The organism is Allobosea sp. NPDC003192, assembly GCF_050275675.1.
Lineage (GTDB): Bacteria > Pseudomonadota > Alphaproteobacteria > Rhizobiales > Beijerinckiaceae > Allobosea.
In genome coordinates this window covers 56,987-79,440 of the sequence record NZ_JBNNPK010000020.1, presented here as the reverse complement: position 1 = coordinate 79,440, position 22,454 = coordinate 56,987, and the positions used below count along the sequence as shown (strand labels likewise).

Genomic DNA, 22,454 nt, shown 5'->3' with positions numbered 1-22,454 from the left:
ACGAGCTGATAGCCTGCTTCGGTGAGGCCCAAGAACTGGCCTTGCGTGAACAGGTCGCCGAGGCAATGCTCAACAAGGGCATGGCGCTCGGCCAGAGCAACGACAGCGTAGCGGAAATCACCGTCTATGATGAGCTAATCGCCCACTTCGGCGAGGCCCCGGAGCTGGCCTTGCGCGAGCAGGTCGCCATGGCAATGCTGAACAAGGGTGTAACACTTGGCCAGAGCGGCGACAGTATAGCCGCCATCTCCGTCTTCGACGAGTTGATCGCCCGCCTTGGCGAGAACCCAGAACCAGCCTTGCGCGAGCAGGTCGCCGGGGCAATGCTCAACAAGGGCATAGCGCTCAGCCAAAGCGGCGACAGCGCAGCCACAATCCCAATCTATGACGAGCTACTCGCCCGTTTCGGCGAGGCTCAAGAGCCAGTCTTGCGCGAGTGGGTCGCCAAGGCAATGCTCAACAAGGGCGTAGCCGTCGGCCAGAGCAGCGACAGCGCAGCCACAATCCGCATCTTTGACGAGTTGATCGCCCGCTTCGGCGAGGCCCCGGAGCCGACCTTGCGCGGACAAGTTGCCAAGGCAATGCTCAACAAGGGTATAGCGCTCGGCCAAGACGGCGACAGCGCGGCCGCCATCCCTGTCTTTGACGGGCTAATCGCCCGCTTCGGCGATGCCAAAGAGCCAGCCTTGCGCGAATGTGTTGCCGCGGCAATGCTCGGCAAGGGCATAGCACTCTGCCAGAGTGGTGACAGCACAATCGCTATCCCCGTCTTTGACGAGCTGGTCGCCCGCTTCGGCGAGGCCCAAGAGCCAGCCGTGCGCGAGCAGGTCGCCTGGGCTTTACTCGACAAGGGCGTGACGCTCAGCCAAATAGGCGACAGAGCAGCGGCGATCTCGATCTACGACAGCCTGCTTACCCGCTTCGGTAAGGCCGAGGAGCCAGCGCTGCAGCAGCCAGCGGCCGAGGCCTTGTTTAACAAGAGCGTTACGCTCAGCCAAATGGGTAGCGTCGCAGCGGCGATCTCGACCTGTGAACGCGCACTGGATTTCCTAAACGGAGTCGAGTCGGAAGGCACAAGACCGATCAAGGCTCGCATATGTCTCTTCTTGGCCAATCTGTTACTCGATACACGTGAAGAGATACTTCGGGCGGAACATCTTTATCGCGAGGCACTTCCAGTCCAGCCGCTTCTTGCCAAAGCCAATCTGGCATGGCTTCACCTCTTCATCGACAGGGTGCCCGACGCAATAGCGACCCGCGAATCCCTCGGAATGATCCCCGCTTACGGTCGCATTCTCTTGGACTCGGGCATCGAACTGGCCAGGGACAATTTCGGCTCCGCCAGCGAATATCTGGCGGAGGTCCTGGACGGGAATCTCGATAAGGGCGAAATGGACTTCTCCGATGACCTCAACCGCCTGCTTCGGCTCGCAGAGCGGAAGGGTTATGGCGAACGCCTGATTGCATGGTTCGAGCAAACCAAACTCTCCGACAGCCACGCGCCGCTCTATGTTGCGTTCAGGGCCTTCGTCCGGGGCGCCGATCTGCTCCTCGACAGCAACCCCGAAGTGCGCCAGCCGGCGCAGGTCATCTACGATCGGCTGGATGCACCGCGACGCCATAAACTGGGTCTCGAGCCGCCAAAGGAGACACTACCAAAGCGGCGCGGTCGTCCGCGGAAATCATAGTCCCGCGGGAACAATCGAACTTGGGACGGCCGTCGCGGCTACCTCAGCACATACCCCGCCTCGGTCAGCGGCGTGTATTCGTAGCGGCAGTTCCACTCATAGAGGCCCGCCTCACCGATGCTCAACCGGTTCATCAGCAGAGCTTCGCGCAGCGCTGCCCCGCCCGGCCGACTGACGCGCATCACGTGAAACCAGAGGCGGTGATAGTTGACCTCGACCAGCTCGCGGATGAAGCGGTTGTGCGAGCTGCGCCCGAGATCGCGGCCATAGGTGCGGATGCGCTGATAGAGCGTCACCGGCGCCTTGCCGATGTATTTCGGATAGAAGGTCTCGCGCTGGATGTAGCCGATCTCGTAGACGCCCGGGACCTGCAGATAGGTCTCGTATTCCTTGTAGTCGGACAGCTTCATCGCATCGGACCAGCGCGCCATCGGCCTCTCCCCTTGCCCGCAGGCTGAAATCTTAAGGTTGCAGCGATGCGGCCGGCAACCAGCGACGTGGATCAGGCGAGAATGCGCTGATCCGCCAGATGCACGAGCCGCCCGCCGGCAATGGTCGCGACGACGCGCGGCTGCGGCTCCGGCGCGACGAGGACGAGGTCGGCGCGCTTGCCGGGCGCGATGACGCCGCGGTCGGAAAGGCCGAGCGCCTGCGCCGGCCCCTGCGAGACCAGCTGCCAGGCGCTGGCGAAGTTGGCCGCGCCCTTGCGCGCCAGGATGAAGGGCGCCAGCGCCAGGGCCGGGTAATAGTAATCCGAGGCCAGGATGGTGCAGAGCCCCTGGCGCACCATCGCCTCGGCAGCCGGGCAATCGAGATGCGAGCCGCCGCGCACGACGTTCGGCGCGCCGAAGATGATCGCCTCGCCATGAGCCGCAGCCTCGCGCGTCGTTTCCACGTTGATCGGGAATTCGGCGACGGAAACGCCGAGGCCGCGATACCAGCGCCGCATGTCGGGGCTCATATCGTCATGCGACATCGTCGGGATGCCGGCAGCGCGCGCCGCAGCAGCAAGCCGCTCGATCGAGCCCGGCACCTCGTCCCGGCGGTTCCAGACATTCCCGGCGAGCGCCATGAAGTCCTCTTGGGTCAGTCCGGTCCGCTCGACCATCCTGGCGAGCTTGTCCGTCCGGGCGCTCGCTTTCAGGATGCCGCCGGTGTGGTCGTTGAAGGCGAGCACGCCGACGCGGCCACTGCCCAGCCAATCAATGATCTCGGTTTCGGCGGCGAGGTTGAAGGTCTCGTGGCGGAGATGGAAGCGGGTATCGGCGCCAAGCTCGGTCTTCAGCGCCACGATTCGTTCGGCCAGTCTGCGAGCGTTGCCCGCGCCGCGCAGGCCCGGCTCCCAGGACCAGGTGACGCCGTGGAAGGCGGTGGTGATGCCGCTCGCCAGCATGGCGCGGTCGGCGTCGCGCAGGGCCAGGTCGATGTCGAAGGAGACGCCGGGCCGCGGCATGATGTGGCGCTCGAAGGCATCGCCATGGCAGTCGACGATTCCGGGCAGGACATGGAGACCGCTGGCGTCGAGGCGCAGCGCCCCGGCAGGAGCGGCGCTGTCGAGGCTGAGGATGGTCTCACCGTCCGTGACCAGATCGGCGTGGACGAGCGCGTCAGCCAGCACCTCGCCACCGGTGATATGCAGACTCATCCCCGCCTCCGTCCTCGAAAGGACGGCGCGATTGGGCGCTCATCATGACATGGCGATGACGCCCGGTTCAGCCGGCGAGGAGCGCGACACCTGCAAGCACGAGCCCACCGCCGGTGATGCGGGCGATGAGCGGGGCTCGGGCGGCAATCGTTCCCGCCAGAACGATGCCGACGAGATGGAGGGCCGCCGTCGCGACGACGAAGCCTGCAGCATAAGCGAGTCCGCTGGCATTCTCCGGCAATTCCGCGCCGTGGGCGAAGCCATGGAAGATGGCGAGGATGCCGCAAGCGAGGGCTCCCGCGATCAGCGGCGGCGAGGCCTTCAGCGCGACCGCGGCGCCAAGGATGATCACCGAGAAGGCGATGCCGATCTCGACGCCGGGCAGTGAACCGCCGGACATGCCCCAGGCGCCGGCCAGCGCCATCGTGCCGACGAAGGCCATGGGATAGGCGATGCGCGCCTTGCCGCCGACCAGCCCGGCCCAGAGGCCGACCGCAACCATGGCCAGCACATGGTCGAGTCCGGTCAACGGGTGCATCAGACCGTGGACGAAGCCATCGACCGGCCCGGCGCCGGTATGGGCGAAGGCCGGAGCCGAGACGAGAGTCAGCAGCATGGCAACAGATCCGATCGCGCGCAGTGTCATCATCAGTGCCATCCTCAGCTCAGGACCGGCGCCTTCAGGCCGCCGGCGGTCTCGATGAAATCGACGACCAGGTCGACGCCTTCCCCCGCCCGCGTATTGGTGAAGGCATAGGGGCGCTTGCCGCGCATGGTCTTCGAGTCCCGGTCCATCACAGCAAGATCCGCGCCGACATGCGGGGCGAGGTCGGTCTTGTTGATGACGAGCAGGTCGGAGCGGGTGATGCCCGGGCCTCCCTTGCGCGGAATCTTCTCGCCGGCGGCGACGTCGATGACATAGATCGTCAGGTCGGCGAGCTCCGGCGAGAAGGTCGCGGCGAGATTGTCGCCACCGGATTCGATCAGGATCAGGTCGAGCGTCGGGAATTTTCCGCGCATTTCCGCGACCGCGGCGAGGTTGATCGAGCAGTCCTCGCGGATCGCGGTATGCGGGCAGCCGCCGGTCTCGACGCCCATGATCCGCTCCTCCGGCAGCGCGCCGGAGACGGTGAGGATGCGGGCATCCTCCTTGGTGTAGATGTCGTTGGTGATGGCGCAGATCTCGTAACGGTCGCGCATGCGCTTGCACAGCGCCTCCATCAGCGCGGTCTTGCCGGAACCGACTGGGCCGCCGATGCCGACGCGCAAGGGGCCGTGGGGAGAACTGGTCATCGATCAAGGTCCTTGCAGGAGCAGAACCGCGTAGCCCGCGGCGATCAGCAGGCAGAGCGGCGAATAGTAGCGGCGATCAGAGCTGGCGAAAGGCTCGCGCGGATGCAGCCGCCGCCAGGCCGGCAGATAGCCGGCGACGCCGCGAAGCAAGAACACCGCCATGATGCCGAATCCGCCGACCCGGATGAGTGGATGCATGGCGGCCGTGCCGGACACATGCACCAGAAGCAGCGGCCAGATCGCCGTCAGGGCAATCGCCAGCGCGACCAGCAGGCATAGGCCGGGAGGCGGCATGCGCCGGATCCGGCCATTGCCGATCACGGTCGCGATCAGTTCCTGCTCGCTCGCCGCCGGCCAGAGACCGCCCCGCCCCCAATAAGCGTGCAGGCCGGCGATGACGGCAAGGAGCAATGCCAACGCGACAGCGATGGCAGCACTCATGAGCGGAAGAGCCGCGAATACTGCGTCTCGTGCCTCAGCGAGGCGAGATCGGAGCGGAAGACGCAGCCGCCGAGGTCGTCGAGCGCCATCGCCTCCGCCCGGACTGCAGCCTCGCGCAAGGCCGGCGTCAGCCGGGCGATGACCTTCTGGCCGTCGGTCTGGCCGACGATGCCGAGCCTGACTGCGGCCGAGACGAGATTGGCGATGAAGGCGAGCGCGAAGGCCTCCAGAGAGGGCTGCAGCGGCAGGCCATGGCCACTGGCTGCGACACCGACCGCGACCGGATAGGAAACATCGCCCGGCCAGGCGGAGCGCAGTGTTTCGATCGAGGCGCAGGGCCAGGAAGCGGCAATCGCCGAGACGAAGGCATTGCCCTGCGTCACCGTCTCCAATCGCCGCTCCGCCGAGTTGGCCAAAGCGAGCGCCAGTTCCGCGACCTCGCGCAACGCCTTGACGTCGCCCTCGCCGCTCGTCCGCCAGGAGGCGGCAAAGAGGATGAGGTCGTTGCGCAGCGCGCCGTGCTCGATGAGGGCATCGAGCCAGTCGGCGAGGCCCTCGGCGTCGGTGAGGTCGCCGGTCTCGAAGGCCCATTCCAGCCCGTGCGAATAGGCGAAGCCGCCGACCGGAAAAGCCGGCGAGAGCCAGACCATCAGGGGCAGCAACGCGCCGGTCACGGCTGACGCCCAATGGAGTTCTCAGCCCGCATCCTGAGGAGCGATCGCAGATCGCGTCTCGAAGGATGGTTCCGGTGCGCTCTGGATGCATCCTTCGAGACGCCGCTTCGCGGCTCCTCAGGATGAGGGCTGCGGCGCATGGCTCAGTGATCGTGCTTATGGCCCTTGTGGCCGTGCTCGTGGCCATGGTGGCCATGGTCGTGCTTGTGGCCGTGGTCGTCATGATGATGGTGGTCATGGCCGCAGCCGCAGGAGGCGCCATGGGCGTGCTCGTGCCCGTGATGGTGCTCGTGTCCATGATCATGGCCGTGGCCGGCATGGGAATGGCCATGATCGTGGCCGTGCTCATGACCATGGTCGTGATGATCGTGGCCGTGGTGGTCATGGCCGCAATTGGCGTGGTCATGGTCGTAGGCGCCGCGCTCCGGCTGGAACGGCCGCTCGACATCGGCCATCGCGCAGCCCTGGCCGCGGATCATCTCGGCCAGCACATGGTCGTGCTCGATATAGATCGCGTTCGCGGTGATCTCCGCCGGGGTGTGGCGGTTGCCGATATGCCAGGCGACACGCGCCAGCCGCAGCGGGTTCTCGGCGGTGATCTCGATCAGCTTCTGCGCCGCCGCCTTGATCAGCACCAGCGAGCCGTCCTCGAGCTTGACGGCGTCGCCGTCATTCAACGCGGTCGGCTTGTCGAGGTCGAGCAGGATGTCCTGCCCGCCATCGCCTTTCAGTGCGACGCGGCGGCGGTTGCGGTCCTCGTGGTCGAGGGTCAGCGTCTCGACGACCCGGTCCTGCTTGACCGCGGCCTTGCGGACGACGGAGATGGCGCGCTGCATGGAAAAACCCGTGGTGACATGGATCAGAGGCGATCGACCGATCGCGGTTCCACCACTTCGATCACCGGAGCGACGCTGACGCAAGTCCCGGCGATGGCGAGAAAGAGCTTGAGGTGAGCCTGCTGCATGTGCCGGTCCACGTCGGCGCGCTTCTCCCAGCTCTCGACGCTGATGAAATGGCCGGGGTCGGCGAGGTTTTCACAGATGTCGTAGCCGAGGCAGCCCTGCTCGCGACGCGTTGCCGCAATGCAGTCGCGCGCCGCCGCGACGAAGCGCTCGCGCTCTGCGGAAAGGACCCTGGCGCGGGCGATGACGAGGATGGGATCGGACATGCCGGACGGAGCTCCAGAGTTACAGGCCCGTCCAATACGCGCGAGACGCCCCTTTGGATGCATCGACCTATCGATTAGCCGCATAAATAACTCTGGCTCGCTCGACACGGGCGCGGTTAGATCGTCCGGCCAATAATCAGGGGAATCTCATGCTCAGAATTTCAGCACGCCGGGCCCGTAATTTCGGCAGCGCCCTTGCGGGCCTCTGCCTGGCGGCGACGCTTCCTCTGGCCGCCCAGGCCCAGACGACGCTGGAGCGCATCAAGCAGCGCGGCCATCTCATCTGCGGCACCAGCCAGGGCGTCGCCGGCTTCTCGCTGCCCGATGCGCAGGGACAGTGGCGCGGCTTCGACACCGATCTCTGCCGGGCGCTGGCGGCGGCGATCTTCAACGACCAGGAGAAGGCGAAATACATCTCGCTCGCCTCGAAGGACCGCTTGACGGTGCTGCAGAGCGGCGAGATCGACGTGCTGTCGCGGACCACGACCTGGACGCTCGGCCGCGATGCCGGCTTCGGCCTCAACTTCACCGCCATCAACTATTTCGACGGCCAGGGCTTCCTGGTGCGCAAGAGCACGGGCGTGAAGGACATCAAGGCGCTGAACGGCGCCTCGATCTGCGTGGCGCAGGGCACGACGACCGAGCTCAACCTCGCCGACTACTTCCGCAACAACGGCATGAAATATGAGGTCATCGCCTATGCCGGCCTCGACGAGACGATCCAGGCCTATGAGGCTGGCCGCTGCGACGCCTACACCACCGACCTGTCGCAGCTGGCGGCGAACCGGATGAAGCTCAAGGCTCCGGCCGATCATGAGCTCCTGCCGGAGATGATCTCGAAGGAGCCGCTGGGTCCCTGGGTCCGCCAGGGCGACGATGGCTGGTTCGATATCGTGCGCTGGACCGTCTACGCCATGCTGAACGCCGAGGAGTTCGGCATCACCCAGGCCAATGTCGACGAGATGGTGAAATCGACCAATCCGGAGATCAAGCGCCTGCTCGGCGCCGAGGGCAAGTTCGGCGAAGGCCTTGGCCTGACGAATGACTGGGTGGTGCGGATCGTCAAGGCGGTCGGCAATTACGGCGAGAGCTTCGACCGGCATCTCGGCGCCAAGTCGCCGCTCAACCTGCCGCGCGGCATGAACCGGCTATGGACCCAGGGCGGCCTGCAATACGCCCCGCCGGTGCGGTAACTGCCTACGTCGCTTGAGGCGCTTAGCAGCGCTGGCTGAGGCCAGCGCTGCTAAGCACAGCCGCCCTCAGCGCGGCAGGCCCTTCACCTCGTCGTCGAACTTCTTGAGCAGGCGCGAGCGCTCGGCCGGGCTGCCCCAGCGCGGGGTGTCGTAGTCGATCAGCTTGATCTCCTCGAATTTCGGCGCGTCGGGCGAGAGCTTGGAATTCCTGTTCGAGGGGATCGAGTTGATCTTGAGCTTGGCGTTGATGTCCTGCGCTTCCGGCGAGAGCGTGAAATCGACGAATTTGCGCGCCGCTTCGGGGTTCTTGCCGCCCTTGATCACCGAAACCGAGCCGGTCTCGTAGCCGGTGCCCTCGCAGGGCGCGACGATGCCGATCGGCGCGCCCTGAAGCTTCTGCGTCAGCATGTCGTGCATGAAGGCGATGCCGACCGCAGTCTCGCCGAGCGCCGTCGCCTTGACCGGGGCGATGCCGGACTTGGTGTACTGGCTGATGTTCCTGTGCAGATTCTTGAGGAACTCGAAGCCCTTCTCCTCGCCAAGGCGCTGGACCGTCGTCGCCAGGAAGACATAGGCCGTGCCTGACGAGCTGGGATCCGCGACCTGGACCTCGTCCTTGAACTTGGGATCAAGCAGATCGGCCCAGCATTTCGGCTCGGCGAGCTTCTTGGCCTTCAGGGTCTCGAGATTGTAGCCGATGCCGAGCGCGCCGAGGTAAATCCCCGAGGTGCGGAATTTCGACTGCTCGGCATGGCGCCTGGCCCAGTCGTGCAGCTCCGCCAGCTTGGGCGACTTGTACTCGTCAAGCAGTCCTTCATCGGCCGCCTGCAGATGCGGCTCACCTGGGCCACCCCACCAGACGTCGCCGCGCGGATTGGTCGCCTCGGCCTTGACCTGGGCGTAGACCTCGCCGGTCGACTTGCGCACCATCTGGACCTTGATGCCGGTCGATTTCTCGAAGATCGAAGCGCCCTCGCGGCACTGCTCTTCGAGGATCGAGCAGTAGACAGTGACCTGGCCCTGAGCGGCGGCGGGCGCCGTGAAGGCGGCGAAAGCCGTACCAGCAAGCGCGGCAACATGAGAAAAACGAAGCAAGGCAACCTCCCTGGACGGCCGATATTGTTAGCCGACACAGAAGAAGGGCTGCACCCAAGGTGTCAACCTCCCTGCCCGCGAACTGTCACTTCACCGTTCCTATCCACGCGCCAGCGGCTGCATCTACTCGACGCCGCCGTCCAGAACCCGCCATTCGGAGAGCCTGATCGTTCCGGACATATCAGGCCGCGCCTTGCCCGGCAGGATCGCGATGTATTCCAGCGAATGACCATCGGGATCGTCGAAGTAGACGCTCGCCGCGGGCATCCACGGGAAGACCACCGGCTCGTCGATTTCAGGGCCGCCACCGCCATTGCGAGGCACGATGCCTTTCGCACGAAGCGCCTGGATCGATTGCTCCACCTCGTCCAGGCCGGTGTGGAAGGCGATATGGAGCCTCAGGCGCAGCGGAGAACTCTGGATCGACCAGAGCCCGAGCATCGATCTGTCACGCCCGCCGACCCAGAAGAAGGCCGCGTTGCGCGCCGGAATCGTATGAGCCAATTCGAGGCCGACGACGTCCCGATAGAACGCGATCGAACGGGACAGGTCCGACACCGTGAGATGGCTCTCATACAGGCCCTTGATCGGAATCATGACGACCCTCTGAGGAGCGCATAGGCAACGGCTCGATCCTCAAATCTGCCGACTGGAATTGCAACCGCGATAGTCCGGGCCGCTCAGAACAGGAAATAGCGCTGCGCCAGTGGCAGTTCCTTCGCCGGTTCGCAGACCAAGAGTTCTCCATCCGCCACCACGGCATAGGTCTCCGGATCGATCTGGATGTCCGGCGTCGCGTCGTTGTGGATCATGCTCTTCTTCGAGATGCCCCCGCGGACGTTCTCGACCGCGACCATCTCCTTGTCGGTACCCAGCCGGCCCTTGAGGCCGTTCGCCATGGCCGCCTGCGAGACGAAGACCAGAGAGGTCGCGGTCACGGCCTTGCCGAAAGCGCCGAACATCGGCCGGTAGTGCACCGGCTGCGGCGTCGGGATCGAGGCGTTGGGATCGCCCATCGGTGCGGCCGCGATCGAGCCGCCCTTGACGACGAGATCGGGCTTGGCGCCGAAGAAGGCCGGCGACCAGACGACGAGGTCGGCGAGCTTGCCGACCTCGATCGAGCCGATATGGCGGGAGATGCCGTGGGCGATCGCCGGGTTGATCGTGTATTTCGCGATATAGCGCCTGGCGCGGAAATTGTCAGCGCCGGTGCCGGCATCCTCCGGCAGCGGCCCGCGCTGGACTTTCATCTTGTGCGCGGTCTGCCAGGTGCGGGTGATGACCTCGCCGATGCGGCCCATGGCCTGACTGTCCGAGGACATCATCGAAAGCGCGCCGAGATCGTGCAGGATGTCCTCGGCCGCGATCGTCTCCTTGCGGATGCGGCTTTCGGCGAAGGCGAGGTCTTCGGGGATCGACGGCGACAGATGATGGCAGACCATCAGCATGTCCAGATGCTCGTCTAGGGTGTTGACGGTAAAGGGCCGGGTCGGATTGGTCGAGGACGGCAGCACGTTCGGCAGGCCGGCGACCTTCATGATGTCGGGCGCATGGCCGCCGCCCGCCCCTTCAGTATGGAAGGCGTGGATGGTGCGGCCCTTGAAGGCGGCGACCGTGTCCTCGACGAAGCCCGACTCGTTCAGCGTGTCGGTGTGGATCATCACCTGGATGTCGTATTCGTCGGCAACCGAGAGGCAGTTGTCGATCGCACCCGGCGTCGTGCCCCAGTCCTCGTGCAGCTTGAGCGCGCAGGCGCCGGCTTCGATCATCTCGGTGAGCGCGCCGGGCAGCGCAGCATTGCCCTTGCCGGCGAAGGCGAGGTTCATCGGAAAGGCGTCGGCCGCCTTGATCATCTGGCCGAGATGCCAGGGGCCGGGCGTGCAGGTCGTCGCCAGCGTGCCGTGCGCGGGACCGGTGCCGCCACCGAGCATGGTGGTCAGCCCGCTCATCAGCGCATCCTCGATCTGCTGCGGGCAGATGTAGTGGATATGGCTGTCGAAGCCGCCGGCGGTGACGATCTTGCCCTCGCCGGCGATGACCTCGGTGCCGGGGCCGACGATGATCGTCTCCGACGGATTGAAATTGCCGAAGCCGCTCTGGATGTCGGGATTGCCGGCCTTGCCGATGGCGCAGATGCGCCCCGCCCGGATGCCGATATCGGCCTTCACGATGCCCCAATGGTCGAGGATCAGCGCATTGGTGATGACGGTGTCGACCGCGCCGTCGGCATTCCTGACCTGGCTCTGGCCCATGCCATCGCGGATGACCTTGCCACCGCCGAACTTCACCTCCTCACCATAGGTGGTGAAGTCCTTCTCGACCCTGATCACGAGCTCGGTGTCGCCGAGGCGGACCGTGTCGCCGGTGGTCGGGCCGAACATCGCGGCATAGGCGTTGCGCGGAAAGGCGAAGGGCATCGAGGCGTTCCCGTGTTTCAGGTCGTCTTCAAAGCAAGCTTCAGGCCATGGAGCCGGGCTCCGGCGCCTCCGCCGCAGGCGCAGCCACCTTCTTTTTCGCCGCCGGCTTCTTGCGCCGCTTCGGCTTGCGCCGCGGCAACTGCGCCTCCTGCAGCATTTCGAGCTGGACCTGCTGGATCTCGGCGAGGCGCTGCCATTGCCGGGTGATCAGATGGTCGATCTTCTCATGCAGGTGCCGCACCTCGAGCTCGGCCTTGAGGTTGACCTGGTAGTCGTTGAAGGAGCGCAGCCGGTCCTTCGCCTCCTGCCGCTTCTGGCTCATCATGATGATCGGCGCCTGGATGGCTGCGATGCAGGACAGGACGAGATTGAGCAGGATGAAAGGGTACGGGTCGAAGGCGCTGGCCGCCATCGCGATGTTCAGGGCCATCCAGCCGAACAGCACCACGCCGAAGCTGATCAGGAAGGCCCATGAGCCGCCGAAACTGGCGAGCCCGTCCGAGAGGCGCTCGCCGAGGGTGCGATGCTCCTCGAAATCATCCTCGACGTTCTCGGCGATGGTTTCCTGCCGGGCGATGCTCTCGGCGACCTCGCGATCGAGGTCGGTGTACTCGCCGTGTTCCTCGCGCAGGATCTCCTCGACATAGCGGGTGCGGTAGCGCGCCAGCTCTTTGAGGCTGATCAGGCTGTGATCGTCGAGATCGGGGAAATCGCGCCGGATATGCTCGACCAGCGACGGCCGCAACGTCCCGAGCGCGATCAGGCTCTTGCGGCTGAGCTCGGCGCCGCTGATGGCGCAGACGCCACGCTTGGCCCGGCCGGTTTCGAGCGTCGGGAGAGGCGGGAGCGCAACGTCGTCTTGCATGGAGGCCTGGCCTAGGGAGCATTCGACAATGGCTGCAGTTCTCGACTAGCGGAAGCCGGCGGCACCATTTTCACAACGCTGAAGCGGAATTTCGTCGCAAATGCGTTCTTCGGACAACGCCGGGCTCAGAGCTTGCCCATGACCTCCTGGCGGAAGCCGTAGACCTCGCGCTTGCCCGCAAGCGCGACGAGCCTGACCTCTCGGGTCTGGCCGGGCTCGAAGCGCACGGCGGTGCCGGCGGGAATATCGAGCCTAAAGCCGCGCGCCCTCTCGCGCTCGAAGGCGAGCGCCGGGTTGGCCTCGAAGAAGTGATAATGCGAGCCGACCTGGATCGGCCGGTCGCCGGTGTTGGAGACGGTAAGCGTGAGGCTCTCGCGGCCCTCGTTGAGGATGAGGTCGCCCGGCAGCGTCGTGACCTCGCCGGGCTTCAGCCGGCCGGCAGAGCCACGGATCGGCTCGTGGACGGTGACGAGCTTGGTGCCATCAGGAAAGGTCGCCTCGACCTGGACGTCGTGCAGCATCTCGGCGATGCCGTCCATGACCTGGTCGGCCGAGAGGACATGGGCGCCCGCTTCCATCAGCTCGGCGACGGACTTGCCGTCGCGCGCACCCTCGACCACGAAGTCGGTGATCAGCGCGACGGCTTCGGGATGGTTGAGCTTGACGCCGCGCTCGAGCCTTCGCCTCGCCACCATGGCAGCCATGGCGATGATGAGCTTGTCCTTCTCGCGCGGCGTCAGATTCATGCCTTGACCTTCTCGTCCTCGTCCTCGGCGACTTCGTCTTCGTCGTCTTCGTCGTCTTCAGCGACTTCGGCGTCCTCGTCTTCTTCCTCGTCCGCCTCGTCGTCGGTCTCGTCCTCATCCTCGTCTTCGTCGTCGAGGGTGGCATATTCGTAGGCGAAGACGATCTCCCCCGTCGCAGGGTCGAAGCTGCTCGAAGTCGACTCGTCGAAAGCCTCGATCAGCATCTCGGCATCCTCGGGGCCGTCGACATCGAAGCGGCGCACGGCTTCCTCGCCCTCGGCCTTCAGCGCGAGCTCGATCGCCCAGCCGCGGGAGCCGGTATCATAGACGCATTTCAGTCCCTGGATCGCCAGCATGACACTCTCCTCACGTTGACCAGGTGCGCGGCAGCGCACGGCCGATCACATGCCCGAGCAGCATGACGAGGGCGCGACGCAGGGCGTGCGCGTCGGCGGAGAGAAGGCGGATCAGAAGGAAGCCATCGAGCGTGCCGGTGCCAGCCTCGACCGCGGCGAAGGCGGGATCGCCGTCGAGCAAAGCGCGGACTTCGGGGAGCTTTTCCGGCTGACCCGGCCCTGTCGCAAGGACGGTTGCGGCGGCGCGCGCGCCCTGCCCGATCGCCTTGCGACCCAAGGTCACGTCGATGGCGCCGTCGAGCCTGACATCTTCGGCGAAGACCAGCTTGTCATCACGCCGGATGCGCCAGCGATCGCGCAAGAAGCCGCGCGACAGGCTCTCACCCATGGCGGTGCGGCCGAAATAGAGCGTTTCGGCAGCGATGAAGCTGGCATCGGCTGCCAGCTCGACATCGAGACTGCGCGACAGGCGCGAGCCGGAGAACAGGATCGTCTCCTGCGGTAGCCAGGTGAGCCCGGCGCCATCGGCGACCTCGATCCGGGTCTCGACCCGCGTCTGGCTGCCCTGGCTGCGATAGATCTTCTCCGCGGCCTGCGTCGTCACGATGGCTTGCGCACCGGCATCGAGGGCGACCCGTGTCACGGCACGGTCACCGCCCGCCATGCCACCGGCGGTGTTGATCAGCACCGCCTCGCAGCGCTCGTCATAGGCCGTCGGGAAGCGGGCGCGGTAGCCACCGCTCTCGGCGAGCTCCAACCGCATGGTTCGCGCGCCGACCTTGCCGAAGCGCAGGCGCACGCCGCCATCGGCGCGGACATAGTCCGGCAACAGCGGCTCGGGAGATTGCGGCAGCGCGGGCGCGAACATGAGGGGCGTCGGTCGGCGGAAGATCGGCGCAGTCTTCCGCGCTGCCCTTTGTCGAGCAAGTGGCTGGCAGATCAACGCTGCCCAAATAATCAGCAGATCGCGGTGTTAGGGATGCGCCGCCAGGAAGCGCTCGACCTCATCGCGCGTCGGCGTGCCGGCGCGGCCGCCGAAGCGGGTGCATTTGATCGCGGCCACGGCCGAGGCGAAGCGCACCGCCTCGCGCTCCCCCTGCCCCTCGGCCAGCGCCAGCGCGAAGGCGCCGTGCCAGACATCGCCGGCGCCGAGCGTGTCGACCGCCTCGATCGGGAAGGCCGGCAGATGGGCGATGCCGCCATTCTCCATGAAGAGCACCCCGCGCGGGCCGAGCGTCACCGCGAGCCAGTTCTGCGCATCGCGCGCCATTGCTTCCAGCGCCACCCGCGGCTCCTGCCCGCCCGATATCTCATTAAGGGCCTTCTCGCTGAAGGCGACATGGCTGGCGGTGGTGACCATCTCCGGATGGGTCGGCTGGCGGTCGCCATCGATGACGCCGGGCACGCCGGCCTTGCGGGCGAGTTGCAGCGCCGCGAGCGAGCCCTCGCCCCAGCGGGTATCGACCAGCACGCCGTCGCAACCGGTCGGCAGCGCATTAGGCAGCCAGTCGGTCGCGAGCGGCGTCTTCGGATCGGTATAGGAGACGACCATGCGCTCGCCCTGGGCGTCGATCAGGATCGAGGAGACCGGCGAGCGCAGGCCAGGAAAGCGTGGCGAAAGCGAGGTATCGACGCCGTCCTGCTGCAATTGCCCGACGATGGTGTCGCCGACCGCGTCATCGCCCAGCCGCGTCGCCAGCCAGGCCTTGCCGCCGAGCCGGCCGATCGCGGCCGAGCCGCTGCCCGCGCAGCCGCCGCCAGTGACGACGAGATCGCGCGCCCGGTCCTTCTCGCCGGGATTGGGAACGCGCTCGACGCTGTAGACATAGTCGAGCGTCGCGATACCGAGACAGAAGACACCGGCCATGCCGCTTAGAGCTCCTAACAGAATCTGAGGGGGTCTCGACGCCGGCAATTCGTCTGCTCCGCCAGGAGCAGCGAGAAGCCGATACCGTTGGTATCGGCAAGCGTTGCGACGCCGCGGGCGGGCGAATTCCCGGCGCCGAAGGTGGACTTTGGAGGGCCGCCTGCGGCGTCGAACCGACTTGCCGATACCAATGGGTATCGGCTGCGCGTTTCTCCTAGCATCCGTCTCCTCCAAAGCCCATCGAGGCCCCCTCAGATTCTGTTAGGAGCTCTTACGCTCCGAACCTGAATTCGCTGATCTGGCGATAGACTTCGCCCGGGCGCAGCACCGTTGACGGGAAATGCGGGAGATTGGGCGAATCCGGCACGTGCTGCGGCTCGAGCGCGATGCCGGCGCAGGCGCCATAGCGGACGCCGTCCAGGCCCGCGACCGGCGTATCGAGCTTGAAGCCATCATAGACCTGCAGCGCCGGCTCTGTGGTCCAGACTTCCATGGCAAGGCCCGAGCGGCGCGAGCGCAGAATCGCAGCATGGGCGAGTTCGAGGCCAGTAGCAGCTGCCGGCTCGCGGCGGTCGCGCCGGAGCAGATAATTATGGTCGTACCAGAAGCGCGAGCCATCCGGACTGGCGAAGCGGACCGGTCTGGGCTTGCGGAAATCGAAGGGCGTCCCGGCCACCGAGGCGACCGAGCCGTCCGGGATCAGGTCGGCATCGACCGGGGTGATCAGATTGGCGCGGACCTCGAACTCGTGATCGAGGATGTCCGGGGCATCGTCGAGACGAAAATAGGAGTGATGCGCAAGGTTGACGATGGTCGGCGCGTCGGTGATGGCAGTGAGCTCGATCCGCAAGGTCGCTGCGCCGACAAGGCTGTAGCGGCAGACGACATTGAGCGTGCCGGGATAGCCGGCATCGCCGGCCGGCGAGACCAGCGCCAATGTTGCGCTCGCCTCGTCGTGATGCACCAGTGTCCAGGGCCGCTTGCCGAAACCCTGCCCGCCGCCATGCAGCGAATTGCGGCCGTTCTCATTCAGTGGCGTCTGATACTCGACGCCATCGAGCAAGAAACGGCCACCGCCGATGCGGTTGGCGAAGCGGCCGGCGATCGCGCCCATATGTGGCGAGTGCCGGGGATAGCTGGCAAAGTCGGAGAAGCCGAGCACGACGCGCTGACTACCTCCATTCGGCAGCGGCACGACGAGATCGCGCAGCACCGCGCCCCACTCCATCACCCGCGCCTCGGCGCCAGCGGGAGAGTGGAGCACGGCCTCATGGATCGGCGTGCCGTCGTCGAGATGGCCGAACAGCGTCTTGGTCAAGGCGGAGCACTCCGAAGCTGGATGTCAGGCTCCGAAGCGGATGCCGTCGATATCGGTGTGGATGAAGTCATTGCCCTTGTAGGCGAGCTTGAGGCCGGAGGTCTGCGCCGCAGCGTAGGCGAAGCAGTCGCCCATGTTGAAACGGGCGGGGTGGCCGGTCAGATGATGATAGCGGGCAGCGCAGTTATGAGCCTCCGCCGACATTGCAGCCTCGATAGGCAAGAGCTCGATTCCTGACAGTTCGGCAAATTCCATGACGCGCCGATGCGCGGCATCAATCGGTACTCGGAGCAATCTGGCGACACGACAGGACGCCTCGAAAACGGCGACTGCCGATGTAGCAAGCCTTTCCTGCTCCACCATCGCGGCCCTGATCTCAGCGGCCTCCGGCTCGTCCGTCATAGCTGCGACAATGACTGAGGCGTCGAGGAACATCAGGCGTCGCCGGATTCGCGGTCCCAGAATTCTTTATGTGTCATCCCGTCGTCGATCACGGGATGCTGCGCCAGATAGGCGTGCGCACGACGGAACGCCTCTTCGATCCGCTCTCGACGCTCTTCGCGCCGCTTCAGCTCGTTCTCGACAGCAATGCCGATTGCGCCTTGCAGCGTCGTGCCCGAAATCTTCGCGAGCTCTCGTACCTGTCGGTCGATCTTCTCGTCGCGCACCAGAATGCCCATGCGAGCCTCCCTGATATCATCCGATGATATCAGGGAGCATATCAGCCCGCAATCTGCGCGCCGTCACCACGCCCCGGTGTTCGGCATGCTCAACCAGGGCTCGGCCGGTGCCTTGGGCTCGCCCTTCTGCAGGATCTCGATCGAGATGTTGTCGGGCGAGCGGACGAAGGCCATGTTGCCGTCGCGCGGCGGCCTATTGATCGTGATGCCGGCCTTCATCAGCTTGTCGCAGGTCGCATAGATGTCGTCGACCTCATAGGCGAGATGGCCGAAATTGCGCCCGCCCGTATAGACCTCCGGATCCCAGTTATAGGTCAGCTCCAGCGTCGGGCGGCCGCGGCTGCCCTGCTCCTTCACCGTCGCGGCATCGTCGGGCGCGGCCAGGAAGACGAGGGTGAAGCGGCCCTTCTCGCTCTCCATGCGGCGGGTTTCGACCAGGCCGAACTTGGTCACGTAGAAATCGAGGGCAGCATCGAGGTCGGTGACGCGAACCATGGTGTGGAGATAGCGCATCGTTTGTCTCCCGGGGTTGATCTGGCAGATGGATCGGGCCAAACCGACGCCAATCCAAGAGGGCTCGCGCGGACCTATCATGAGCGAAACGCAGGATCGCACGCCGAACCCGGCCGGCCCGGTGTCGCCCGCCGAGGTCTCCCGGGTCAAGCAGAAGGCGGCGACGCTGTCGGTGATCGCCAGCATCGTGCTGACGCTCGCCAAGTTCGGCGCAGCGATCCTGTCCGGCTCGCTCGCACTGATGACCGACGCGCTGCAGGGGCTGATCGACATCGGCTCGACCATGTTCACCTGGTTCGCGGTCCGCGCCGCCGACAAGCCGGCCGATGACGAGCACCATTACGGCCATGGCAAGTTCGAGGCGCTGGCGGCGCTGCTGGAGACCGCGATCCTGTTCGGGCTTTCCGGCGCGATCCTGTGGGAGGCCGCCAACCGCCTGTGGAGCGGCAGCGAACCGCATGTCGCGGTGACGCCGCTGGTCATCGGCGTGCTGCTGTTCTCGCTGATGGTCGACGCGACGCGCTGGCGCACGCTGACCATGGTCGCCAAGGAGACCCGCAGCGAGGCGCTCGCGGCCGAGGCGCTGCACTTCGCCACCGATTTTGTCGGCACGGCGCTGGTGCTGCTCGGCCTGATCCTGACGCGGATGGGCGTGCCGATGGCCGACAGCGCGACGGCTCTCGCCCTCGCCGTCTTCATGATCGCCACCGCCGTGAAGCTCGGCCGGCGCACCGTCGATACGCTGATCGACGCCGCGCCGAAGGGCGTCGCCGAGCGCCTGCGCGACGCCGCGCAAGGCGTTGCCGGCGTCGTCAATGTCGAATGGCTCAGGCTGCGGCCCGCAGGCGGCGTCGTGCAGGGCGAGATCGGCATCCAGGTCTCGCGGACCCTGCCGCTCGACCGCGTCACCGCGATCAAGGACGATTTGTTGCGGGCGCTCATCACGGTCGAGCCGGATTCGGCGCTGACCGTCACCGCCAACCCGGTCCAGGTCGACGACGAGACGGCGCTGGAACGGGTGCTGCTGATCGCGCTGAAGATGAAGGTGCCGGTGCACCATGTCAGCGTCCATACGATCGGCGAGCGGCTCGCCGTCTCCCTCGACATGGAGGTCGATGCGGTCCTCCCGCTCGGCGAGGCGCACGAGATCGCGACGCGTCTGGAGAACGCGATCCGGGCCGAGTTCGGCGGCGAGACCGAGGTCGACACCCATATCGAGCCGATGGAGACCGGCCAGCCTTCCGGCCACAATGCGTCCTGGGAGGTGGTCGAGGCGATCGGCAAGGCGATTGCGCAGGAGGCGGCGGAGGCCGACGGCCCGATCCGCGACATCCACAGCGTCCGCGTGCGCGAGACCCGCAACGGCCTGGTAGTGAACTATCACTGCCGTGCCGATGCGGCGCTCGACGTCGCCGCCGTTCATCGCGCCGTCGACAAGATCGAGCGTAAGGTGCGTGAGGCCCGGCCGGATGTCTGCCGCCTCGTCAGCCATGCCGAGCCGGCGATCACCTCCGACAAGCCCTTCGCCCTGCCCTGACGGCTTTCGCCATCCCCTCGGGCCCCATAGATAAGAGCGACTGAAGGAAGCGAGCCTGCCATGCGCGCCGAAGACGCCCCGCTGATCCGCCTCGAGGATTATCGCCCCTCCGACTGGCTGATCGATACGGTCGATCTCGACATCGTCCTCGATCCGACGCGGACCAAAGTGCGCTCCCAGCTGCAATTGCGGCCGAACCCGGCCGGCCATGCCGCCGCACCGCTGGTGCTCGACGGCGACGAGCTGACGCCGGATTCCATCCTGCTCGACGAGGTCCCGCTCGATCCGTCCCTGTACTCGCTCTCGCCGCAGGGGCTGACGATTCAGGCACCGCCGGCGCGAGCCTTCTCGCTCAGGATCGAGACGACGCTCGATCCCAGCGCCAACACCAAGCTGATGGGGCTCTATCGCTCCAGCGGCGTCTACTGCACGCAATGCGAAGCCGACGGCTTCCGCCGCATCACTTATTTTCTCGACCGACCGGACGTGATGAGCGTCTACACGGTGAGGCTGGAGGCCGAGAAGACGCAGGCGCCGGTGCTGCTCTCCAACGGCAATCTCGTGGCGGCTGCCGAATTACCGGGCGGCGAACGGCATTTCGCCGTCTGGCACGACCCGCATCCGAAGCCGGCCTATCTGTTCGCGCTGGTCGGCGGCAAGCTCGACTACGTCCGGCAGCCTTACGTCACGGCCGACGGGCGCAAGGTCGAGCTCGCTGTTTATGTCGAGCCGGGCAAGGCCGGGCGTGCCGGCTGGGCGCTGGATAGCTTGGTGCGCTGCATGAGCTGGGACGAACGCGTCTTCGGCCGCAACTATGATCTCGACGTGTTCAACGTCGTCGCCGTGTCCGACTTCAACATGGGCGCGATGGAGAACAAGGGCCTCAATATCTTCAACGACAAATACGTTCTGGCCGACCCGCTGACGGCGAGCGATGGCGACTATGCCTCGATCGAGGCGATCATCGCGCATGAGTACTTCCACAACTGGACCGGCAATCGCATCACCTGCCGCGACTGGTTCCAGCTCTGCCTGAAGGAAGGCCTCACCGTCTTCCGCGACCAGGAGTTCTCCTCCGACGAGCGCTCGCGCCCGGTGAAGCGCATCGCCGATGTCCGCACTTTGCGCTCGACGCAGTTCTCCGAGGATGCCGGCCCCCTCGCCCATCCGGTCAGGCCGCGTGCCTATAAGGAGATCAACAACTTCTACACGCCGACGGTCTACGAGAAGGGCGCGGAGCTGATCCGTATGCTCAAGGTGCTGATCGGCGAGGACGCCTTCGCCCGGGGCATGGACCTCTACTTCGAGCGCTGCGACGGCACGGCGGCGACGATCGAGGAATTTCTCGACTGCTTCGTCGAAGCTTCCGGCCAAGACCTGGCCCATTTCGCCGGATGGTACGAGCAGGCGGGCACGCCGACCGTAGTCGCCTCCGGCAAATACGACGCGACGGCGAAGAGCTACACGCTGCAGCTGGCGCAATCGACGCCAGCCACGCCTGGCCAGTCCGAGAAGAAGCCGGTGGTCATTCCCGTCGCGCTCGGCCTCGTCGGCAAGGGCGGCGACCTGCCGCTCACCAGCATCTCGCCGGCGTTGAAGGTTGGCGGCGTGGTCGTGCTCGACCAGCCCTCGCTGTCCGTGACCTTCACCGACCTGCCGGAAGCACCGACGCCGTCGCTGCTGCGCGGCTTCTCGGCGCCGGTCCGGCTCGAGCTCGACCTTGGCGACGGCGAGTTGCTGAGGCTGTTCACCGCCGACAGCGATTCCTTCAATCGCTGGCAGGCGCTGCAGACAGTGGCGACACGGGCGCTGGTGCGCGCCGGCAAGGGCGACCAGTCCACACTGGATGCGACGGCGGCGACGCTCGCGGAAGCGCTCTCGGGCTTCCTCGCCGGCCCAGCTCTGGCTGATCCAGCCTTCGCCGCGCAGGTGCTGCGCCTGCCGGCCTCGGCCGACATCGCCCGCGAGATTGCCCGCGACGTCGACCCGGACATCGTGCACGGCGCCCATCGCCGGCTCTCGGCTGCGATCGGCGCGGCTCTCACCAGCCAGCTCGCGACCTTGCGCGATGACCTCGCCGAACGCGGCCCCTATTCGCCGGCCGCCGCGCCGGCCGGGCGACGCGCCTTGCGCAACGAGGCGCTGGGGCTGATCGCGCTCGGGGCTCCGGCCGAAGGCGCACGACTGGCGATGACTCAGTTCGCTGAGGCCGACAACCTGACCGACCGGCTTGCCGCGCTCGCCGCGATGACTCTGATCCCCGGAGCCGAGCGCGAGGATCTGATCGCGCGCTTCGGCGAGCTCTATGCCCGCGAGCCCCTGGTACTCGACAAATGGCTGATGGCGCAGGCGCTGATCGCGGAGGACGGCACGCTGCCCCGCGTCAAGGCGCTGATGAACCACCCGGCCTTCTCGCTCGGCAATCCGAACCGGGTACGTGGCCTGATCGGCGGCTTCGCCGCGAATTTGACGCAGTTCAACCGCGCGGATGGCGAGGGCTATGCCTTCGTCGCGGACATTGTCATCGCGCTCGACCGAACCAACCCACAGGTCGCCTCGCGCCTGCTAGGCTCGTTCAAGAGCTGGCGCATGCTGGAGGCGGGTCGCCGGGCCAAGGCGGAGGCGGCTCTGCGCATGGTCGGGACGACGCCGAACCTGTCGCGCGACGTCGCCGATATCGCCGCCCGTTCGCTGGGGTGATCGAACCGCCGTGGAAGGGCCCGCTCCCACCGGCCACGAGGAGAGGTTGGGAGGGGCCGAAATCCAGGCCAAGAGAGCGGCCGACAATGCCCTGTCAGCCCCGCCAAGAATCGCCCGTTAACCGGCTGCGCCACCAAAGGTTAACGAAGTCCTGCGCGCGCAGGATTCAACCGATTCGCCACTACAACCAACGCGCGCAAAACCATTGAAGGGACGAAGTTTCCGCTAGACAAAGCGAGTCCCTCAGATTCAACTGAC

At 66.0% G+C, this 22,454-nt stretch carries 24 protein-coding genes; 4 read left to right on the top strand and 20 right to left on the bottom strand.

The genetic code is table 11. The features are described 5' to 3' along the window. The coding region (locus ACQKLX_RS23460) for a tetratricopeptide repeat protein (protein ID WP_427363968.1) at positions 1 to 1,688 on the top strand (1,688 nt) is incomplete at its 5' end. Positions 1,689 to 1,726: 38 nt separating this feature from the next. On the opposite strand, the gene ACQKLX_RS23455 is transcribed toward ACQKLX_RS23460, so the two are convergent. The 8 genes from ACQKLX_RS23455 to ACQKLX_RS23420 form a co-directional block, all read right to left on the bottom strand. Continuing rightward, positions 1,727 to 2,119 carry a hypothetical protein gene (locus ACQKLX_RS23455; protein WP_427363967.1) on the bottom strand — a complete coding sequence of 131 codons (393 nt, stop codon included), beginning with the start codon at positions 2,117 to 2,119 and terminating at the stop codon, positions 1,727 to 1,729. 71 nt (positions 2,120 to 2,190) lie between these two features. Continuing rightward, entirely contained in the window at positions 2,191 to 3,333 is a 1,143-nt protein-coding gene (locus tag ACQKLX_RS23450) for an alpha-D-ribose 1-methylphosphonate 5-triphosphate diphosphatase (protein ID WP_427363966.1), read from the bottom strand. Between the two features lie 67 nt (positions 3,334 to 3,400). After that, positions 3,401 to 3,949, bottom strand: coding sequence for a HupE/UreJ family protein (locus tag ACQKLX_RS23445; protein WP_427363965.1), 549 nt, complete (start codon positions 3,947 to 3,949; stop codon positions 3,401 to 3,403). Positions 3,950 to 3,993: 44 nt separating this feature from the next. Further along, positions 3,994 to 4,626 (bottom strand): urease accessory protein UreG, encoded by a 633-nt coding sequence (gene ureG / locus ACQKLX_RS23440; RefSeq protein WP_427363964.1) that lies wholly within the window; start codon positions 4,624 to 4,626, stop codon positions 3,994 to 3,996. A 3-nt stretch (positions 4,627 to 4,629) separates the two neighbouring features. After that, positions 4,630 to 5,067, bottom strand: a complete 438-nt coding sequence (locus ACQKLX_RS23435; protein ID WP_427363963.1) for a DUF3995 domain-containing protein — start codon at positions 5,065 to 5,067, stop codon at positions 4,630 to 4,632. After that, positions 5,064 to 5,741 (bottom strand): urease accessory protein UreF, encoded by a 678-nt coding sequence (locus tag ACQKLX_RS23430; RefSeq protein ID WP_427363962.1) that lies wholly within the window; start codon positions 5,739 to 5,741, stop codon positions 5,064 to 5,066. The genes ACQKLX_RS23435 and ACQKLX_RS23430 overlap by 4 nt, the downstream gene beginning before the upstream one ends. Positions 5,742 to 5,884: 143 nt before the next feature. Continuing rightward, entirely contained in the window at positions 5,885 to 6,577 is a 693-nt protein-coding gene (locus ACQKLX_RS23425; protein WP_427363961.1) for an urease accessory protein UreE, read from the bottom strand. Positions 6,578 to 6,600: 23 nt separating this feature from the next. After that, complete coding sequence (locus ACQKLX_RS23420; RefSeq protein ID WP_427363960.1) at positions 6,601 to 6,909, bottom strand: putative quinol monooxygenase; 309 nt, start codon at positions 6,907 to 6,909, stop codon at positions 6,601 to 6,603. Between the two features lie 149 nt (positions 6,910 to 7,058). On the opposite strand from ACQKLX_RS23420, the gene ACQKLX_RS23415 reads away from it, so the two are divergent. Then, entirely contained in the window at positions 7,059 to 8,102 is a 1,044-nt protein-coding gene (locus tag ACQKLX_RS23415; protein ID WP_427363959.1) for an amino acid ABC transporter substrate-binding protein, read from the top strand. Positions 8,103 to 8,168: 66 nt separating this feature from the next. Here the strand turns inward: ACQKLX_RS23415 and ACQKLX_RS23410 are convergent, their stop codons facing one another. The 12 genes from ACQKLX_RS23410 to ACQKLX_RS23355 form a co-directional block, all read right to left on the bottom strand. Further along, positions 8,169 to 9,197 (bottom strand): ABC transporter substrate-binding protein, encoded by a 1,029-nt coding sequence (locus tag ACQKLX_RS23410; RefSeq protein ID WP_427363958.1) that lies wholly within the window; start codon positions 9,195 to 9,197, stop codon positions 8,169 to 8,171. A gap of 123 nt (positions 9,198 to 9,320) precedes the next feature. Continuing rightward, positions 9,321 to 9,794, bottom strand: coding sequence for a VOC family protein (locus ACQKLX_RS23405; protein ID WP_427363957.1), 474 nt, complete (start codon positions 9,792 to 9,794; stop codon positions 9,321 to 9,323). An 83-nt stretch (positions 9,795 to 9,877) separates the two neighbouring features. Next, positions 9,878 to 11,614 (bottom strand): urease subunit alpha, encoded by a 1,737-nt coding sequence (gene ureC / locus ACQKLX_RS23400; RefSeq protein ID WP_427363956.1) that lies wholly within the window; start codon positions 11,612 to 11,614, stop codon positions 9,878 to 9,880. A 40-nt stretch (positions 11,615 to 11,654) separates the two neighbouring features. Beyond that, entirely contained in the window at positions 11,655 to 12,479 is an 825-nt protein-coding gene (locus ACQKLX_RS23395) for a DUF1003 domain-containing protein (RefSeq protein ID WP_427363955.1), read from the bottom strand. A 125-nt stretch (positions 12,480 to 12,604) separates the two neighbouring features. Beyond that, entirely contained in the window at positions 12,605 to 13,225 is a 621-nt protein-coding gene (locus ACQKLX_RS23390; protein ID WP_427363954.1) for an urease subunit gamma, read from the bottom strand. Then, the gene (locus ACQKLX_RS23385; RefSeq protein ID WP_427363953.1) at positions 13,222 to 13,581 is read right to left on the bottom strand and encodes a hypothetical protein; all 360 of its coding nucleotides are present in this window, start codon (positions 13,579 to 13,581) and stop codon (positions 13,222 to 13,224) included. The genes ACQKLX_RS23390 and ACQKLX_RS23385 overlap by 4 nt, the downstream gene beginning before the upstream one ends. Positions 13,582 to 13,591: 10 nt before the next feature. Next, positions 13,592 to 14,449 (bottom strand): urease accessory protein UreD, encoded by an 858-nt coding sequence (locus ACQKLX_RS23380; protein WP_427363952.1) that lies wholly within the window; start codon positions 14,447 to 14,449, stop codon positions 13,592 to 13,594. A 105-nt stretch (positions 14,450 to 14,554) separates the two neighbouring features. Beyond that, positions 14,555 to 15,448 (bottom strand): PfkB family carbohydrate kinase, encoded by an 894-nt coding sequence (locus ACQKLX_RS23375; protein ID WP_427363951.1) that lies wholly within the window; start codon positions 15,446 to 15,448, stop codon positions 14,555 to 14,557. Positions 15,449 to 15,719: 271 nt separating this feature from the next. Continuing rightward, positions 15,720 to 16,766 carry an aldose epimerase family protein gene (locus tag ACQKLX_RS23370; RefSeq protein WP_427363950.1) on the bottom strand — a complete coding sequence of 349 codons (1,047 nt, stop codon included), beginning with the start codon at positions 16,764 to 16,766 and terminating at the stop codon, positions 15,720 to 15,722. Positions 16,767 to 16,790: 24 nt separating this feature from the next. Then, positions 16,791 to 17,201: a type II toxin-antitoxin system VapC family toxin gene (locus ACQKLX_RS23365; protein ID WP_427363949.1), complete on the bottom strand. Its 411-nt coding sequence runs from the start codon at positions 17,199 to 17,201 to the stop codon at positions 16,791 to 16,793. Beyond that, positions 17,201 to 17,446 carry a type II toxin-antitoxin system VapB family antitoxin gene (locus ACQKLX_RS23360; protein ID WP_427363948.1) on the bottom strand — a complete coding sequence of 82 codons (246 nt, stop codon included), beginning with the start codon at positions 17,444 to 17,446 and terminating at the stop codon, positions 17,201 to 17,203. The genes ACQKLX_RS23365 and ACQKLX_RS23360 overlap by 1 nt, the downstream gene beginning before the upstream one ends. Positions 17,447 to 17,509: 63 nt before the next feature. Further along, positions 17,510 to 17,959 carry a VOC family protein gene (locus ACQKLX_RS23355; RefSeq protein WP_427363947.1) on the bottom strand — a complete coding sequence of 150 codons (450 nt, stop codon included), beginning with the start codon at positions 17,957 to 17,959 and terminating at the stop codon, positions 17,510 to 17,512. Between the two features lie 79 nt (positions 17,960 to 18,038). On the opposite strand from ACQKLX_RS23355, the gene ACQKLX_RS23350 reads away from it, so the two are divergent. Both ACQKLX_RS23350 and pepN read left to right on the top strand, forming a co-directional pair. Next, a complete protein-coding gene (locus ACQKLX_RS23350; RefSeq protein WP_427363946.1) occupies positions 18,039 to 19,496 on the top strand; it encodes a cation-efflux pump in 1,458 nt (485 codons plus the stop codon). A gap of 60 nt (positions 19,497 to 19,556) precedes the next feature. Continuing rightward, on the top strand, positions 19,557 to 22,196 hold the full coding sequence (gene pepN, locus ACQKLX_RS23345) for an aminopeptidase N (RefSeq protein ID WP_427363945.1): 2,640 nt from the start codon (positions 19,557 to 19,559) through the stop codon (positions 22,194 to 22,196). Positions 22,197 to 22,454 lie beyond the last annotated feature (258 nt).